Source organism: Pseudolactococcus insecticola (assembly GCF_011170065.1).
Taxonomy (GTDB): domain Bacteria; phylum Bacillota; class Bacilli; order Lactobacillales; family Streptococcaceae; genus Pseudolactococcus; species Pseudolactococcus insecticola.
Window position 1 is genome coordinate 1 of record NZ_BLLH01000017.1, and the last position, 5,323, is coordinate 5,323.

Genomic DNA, 5,323 nt, shown 5'->3' on the forward strand with positions numbered 1-5,323 from the left:
AATTTGATAAGATATTAAAGTACTCAATTCGAGGAGACGAACGATTGAAAGAAAAATAAAAAAACTTTCAAAAAGTAGTTGACAAGGAGCGGAAGTTCTGATAGAATTAAGTAGTTGTCTCACAAGAGCAACACTAGACCTTTGAAAACTGAATAAAACAGAAACGAACCAAGTACAAAAGTTGTCTACAGACAACAAATGTCAATTCGACAATAAATCGTTAAGAAATTAACGGACAAAAACAAAGCCGATGTTTTAGTAATAGAACATCATTAAATGAGAGTTTGATCCTGGCTCAGGACGAACGCTGGCGGCGTGCCTAATACATGCAAGTTGAACGCTTTTCTTTCACCGGAGCTTGCTCCACCGGAAGAAAAGAGTAGCGAACGGGTGAGTAACGCGTGGGTAACCTGCCTTATGGAGGGGGATAACTATTGGAAACGATAGCTAATACCGCATAACAATTTAGGTCACATGACTTAAATTTAAAAGTAGCAATTGCTACACCAAAAGATGGACCCGCGTTGTATTAGCTAGTTGGTAGTGTAATGGACTACCAAGGCGATGATACATAGCCGACCTGAGAGGGTGATCGGCCACATTGGGACTGAGACACGGCCCAAACTCCTACGGGAGGCAGCAGTAGGGAATCTTCGGCAATGGACGAAAGTCTGACCGAGCAACGCCGCGTGAGTGAAGAAGGTTTTCGGATCGTAAAACTCTGTTGTTAGAGAAGAACGTTGTGTAGAGTGGAAAATTACACAAGTGACGGTACCTAACCAGAAAGGGACGGCTAACTACGTGCCAGCAGCCGCGGTAATACGTAGGTCCCGAGCGTTGTCCGGATTTATTGGGCGTAAAGCGAGCGCAGGTGGTTTAATAAGTCTGATGTAAAAGGCAGTGGCTCAACCATTGTGTGCATTGGAAACTGTTAGACTTGAGTGCAGTAGAGGAGAGTGGAATTCCATGTGTAGCGGTGAAATGCGTAGATATATGGAGGAACACCGGAGGCGAAAGCGGCTCTCTGGACTGTAACTGACACTGAGGCTCGAAAGCGTGGGTAGCAAACAGGATTAGATACCCTGGTAGTCCACGCCGTAAACGATGAGTGCTAGTTGTTTGGGGCTATCCAGCCCTAAGTGACGCAGCAAACGCATTAAGCACTCCGCCTGGGGAGTACGACCGCAAGGTTGAAACTCAAAGGAATTGACGGGGGCCCGCACAAGCGGTGGAGCATGTGGTTTAATTCGAAGCAACGCGAAGAACCTTACCAGGTCTTGACATCCCTATGACCGTCTTAGAGATAAGATTTCCCTTCGGGGCATAGGTGACAGGTGGTGCATGGTTGTCGTCAGCTCGTGTCGTGAGATGTTGGGTTAAGTCCCGCAACGAGCGCAACCCCTATTGTTAGTTGCCATCATTAAGTTGGGCACTCTAGCGAGACTGCCGGTAATAAACCGGAGGAAGGTGGGGATGACGTCAAATCATCATGCCCCTTATGACCTGGGCTACACACGTGCTACAATGGTTGGTACAACGAGTCGCAAGCTGGTGACAGCAAGCTAATCTCTTAAAGCCAATCTCAGTTCGGATTGTAGGCTGCAACTCGCCTACATGAAGTCGGAATCGCTAGTAATCGCGGATCAGCACGCCGCGGTGAATACGTTCCCGGGCCTTGTACACACCGCCCGTCACACCACGAGAGTTTGTAATACCCAAAGCCGGTGAGCTAACCTTTTAGGAGGCAGCCGTCTAAGGTAGGATAGATGATTGGGGTGAAGTCGTAACAAGGTAGCCGTATCGGAAGGTGCGGCTGGATCACCTCCTTTCTAAGGAAAAAGCAAGTTTACGGACTTGTTGGATAAGGTACTGGTAAGTGACTGTTTTATTTAGTTTTGAGAGGTTTATGAACATAGACAATCCAAAAGAAAAGTTTGTCTTTTATAAGCTAAAGATAAACGGGGCCTTAGCTCAGCTGGGAGAGCGCCTGCTTTGCACGCAGGAGGTCAGCGGTTCGATCCCGCTAGGCTCCATTGTCAACGAAGACGTTAAAATAGGATTTGATCATTGAAAACTGAATAACAATTTCTAAAATAACAAGAAATAAACCGAGAAGTGATGTATTTATATGTCACCTCAAAAAAAAAGCGTGAGTCGAAAGACTCAATACTTATTACCAAGATACTTAAATGTATCAAATTAAAGGTTAAGTTAATAAGGGCGCACGGTGGATGCCTTGGCACTAGAAGGCGAAGAAGGACGTGACTAACTACGAAATTCTGCGGGGAGCTGTAAGTAAGCATTGATCCGCAGGTGTCCGAATGGGGGAACCCAGTAGCTAATGGCTACTACTGTTTGTGTGAATACATAGCACTTACAGGGCAAGACGTTGTGAACTGAAACATCTAAGTAGCAACAGGAAGAGAAAGCAAACGCGATTTCCTAAGTAGCGGCGAGCGAAACGGAAGAAGGGCAAACCTACGGATTTATCTGTAGGGGTTGTAGGACTGCAATGTGGACTTATAGTTTATAGGAGAATTACCTGGGAAGGTAAGCTAAAGAGAGTAACAGCCTCGTATCCGAAATAGATTATATACCTAGCAGTATCCTGAGTACGGCGAGACACGAGAAATCTCGTCGGAATCTGGGAGGACCATCTCCCAACCCTAAATACTCTCTAGTGACCGATAGTGAACAAGTACCGTGAGGGAAAGGTGAAAAGAACCCCGGGAGGGGAGTGAAATAGCACCTGAAACCGTGTGCCTACAACAAGTTCGAGCCCGTTAATGGGTGAGAGCGTGCCTTTTGTAGAATGAACCGGCGAGTTAAGTTATGATGCGAGGTTAAGATGAAGAGTCGGAGCCGTAGCGAAAGCGAGTCTTAATAGGGCGCCATAGTATCATGATTTAGACCCGAAACCATGTGACCTATCCATGAGCAGGGTGAAGGTGCGGTAAGACGCACTGGAGGCCCGAACCAGGACACGTTGAAAAGTGTTTGGATGACTTGTGGATAGCGGAGAAATTCCAAACGAACTTGGAGATAGCTGGTTCTCTCCGAAATAGCTTTAGGGCTAGCGTCCAACTTGAATGTAATGGAGGTAGAGCACTGTTTGATTGAGGGGTCCATCCCGGATTACCAATATCAGATAAACTCCGAATGCCATCTACATGCGTTGGGCAGTCAGACTGTGAGTGCTAAGATCCATAGTCGAAAGGGAAACAGCCCAGACCATCAGCTAAGGTCCCAAAATATATGTTAAGTGGAAAAGGATGTGGGATTGCACAGACAACTAGGATGTTAGCTCAGAAGCAGCTACCATTTAAAGAGTGCGTAATAGCTCACTAGTCGAGTGATCCTGCGCCGAAAATGTACCGGGGCTAAAACATATTACCGAAGCTATGGAATTAAATTTATTTAATTGGTAGGAGAGCGTTCTATACAGCGACGAAGGTATACCGTGAGGAGTGCTGGAGCGTATAGAAGTGAGAATGCCGGTATGAGTAGCGCAAGACAGGTGAGAATCCTGTCCACCGTAAGACTAAGGTTTCCAGGGGAAGGCTCGTCCGCCCTGGGTTAGTCGGGACCTAAGGAGAGGCCGAATGGCGTATCCGATGGACAACAGGTTGATATTCCTGTACTAGGTTATATAGTGATGGAGGGACGCAGTAGGCTAAGATGTGCCAGTTAATGGATTCTGGTCGAAGCAGTGAGGTTTGGCGTGAGTTAAATGCTTTCGCCTCTAAGATTGAGCTGTGATAGGGAAGATTCTTCGGAATCGAAGTATCTGATGTCACACTGCCAAGAAAAGCTTCTAGCGTTAAATATAACCTACCCGTACCGCAAACCGACACAGGTAGTCGAGGCGAGTAGCCTCAGGTGAGCGAGAGAACTCTCGTTAAGGAACTCGGCAAAATGACCCCGTAACTTCGGGAGAAGGGGTGCTCTACGCAAGTAGAGCCGCAGTGAATAGGCCCAAGCGACTGTTTATCAAAAACACAGCTCTCTGCTAAATCGTAAGATGATGTATAGGGGGTGACGCCTGCCCGGTGCTGGAAGGTTAAGAGGATTGCTTAGCGTAAGCGAAGGTAAGAATTGAAGCCCCAGTAAACGGCGGCCGTAACTATAACGGTCCTAAGGTAGCGAAATTCCTTGTCGGGTAAGTTCCGACCCGCACGAAAGGCGTAACGATTTGGGCACTGTCTCAACGAGAGACTCGGTGAAATTTTAGTACCTGTGAAGATGCAGGTTACCCGCGACAGGACGGAAAGACCCCATGGAGCTTTACTGCAAGTTGATATTGAGTATCTGTTGCACATGTACAGGATAGGTAGGAGCCGATGATCTGTGAACGCTAGTTTACAGTTAGGCGTTGTTGGGATACTACCCTTGTGTCATGGCTACTCTAACCCGCACGCCTAATCGGCGTGGGAGACAGTGTCTGCTGGGCAGTTTGACTGGGGCGGTCGCCTCCTAAAGAGTAACGGAGGCGCTCAAAGTTTCCCTCAGCATGGTTGGAAATCATGCGTAGAGTGTAAAGGTATAAGGGAGATTGACTGCGAGACCTACAAGTCGAGCAGGGACGAAAGTCGGACTTAGTGATCCGGTGGTACCGCATGGAAGGGCCATCGCTCAACGGATAAAAGCTACCCTGGGGATAACAGGCTTATCTCCCCCAAGAGTTCACATCGACGGGGAGGTTTGGCACCTCGATGTCGGCTCGTCGCATCCTGGGGCTGTAGTCGGTCCCAAGGGTTGGGCTGTTCGCCCATTAAAGCGGCACGCGAGCTGGGTTCAGAACGTCGTGAGACAGTTCGGTCCCTATCCGTCGCGGGCGTAGGAAATTTGAGAGGATCTGCCCTTAGTACGAGAGGACCGGGGTGGACTTACCGCTGGTGTACCAGTTGTCTTGCCAAAGGCATCGCTGGGTAGCTATGTAGGGAAAGGATAAACGCTGAAAGCATCTAAGTGTGAAACCTACCTCAAGATGAGATTTCCCATTCTTAATGAATTAAGAGCCCTGAGAGATGATCAGGTAGATAGGCTAGAAGTGGAAGGTTGGTGACAATCGGAGCGGACTAGTACTAATAGCTCGAGGACTTTACCTAAGTAATGAAAAGATATGAACGTTTTGGTTTAAGGAAGGTTAGATTAGAAATTAGTTATTCAGTTTTGAATGTTCAAAGTACGACATTCAAAGAAATTAGTTTGGTGCTAATTGCATGAGAGATACACCTGTTCCCATGTCGAACACAGTAGTTAAGTCTCATTACGCCGGAAGTAGTTGGGGGTTGCCCCCTGTGAGATATGGTCGGTGCCAAGC

The 5,323-nt window shown here is 47.5% G+C and carries 1 tRNA gene and 3 rRNA genes; all 4 read left to right on the forward strand.

Annotation, left to right across the window (positions count from 1 at the left end):
• The first annotated feature begins 272 nt into the window (after positions 1–272).
• A 16S ribosomal RNA gene (locus Hs20B_RS09480) occupies positions 273–1,829 on the forward strand.
• 131 nt (positions 1,830–1,960) lie between these two features.
• Positions 1,961–2,033, forward strand: a tRNA-Ala gene (locus tag Hs20B_RS09485).
• 171 nt (positions 2,034–2,204) lie between these two features.
• Positions 2,205–5,108, forward strand: a 23S ribosomal RNA gene (locus tag Hs20B_RS09490).
• 99 nt (positions 5,109–5,207) lie between these two features.
• Positions 5,208–5,323: ribosomal RNA gene (gene rrf / locus Hs20B_RS09495) — 5S ribosomal RNA — on the forward strand.
• The 16S, 23S and 5S rRNA genes sit together here with 1 tRNA gene alongside, the layout of an rRNA operon.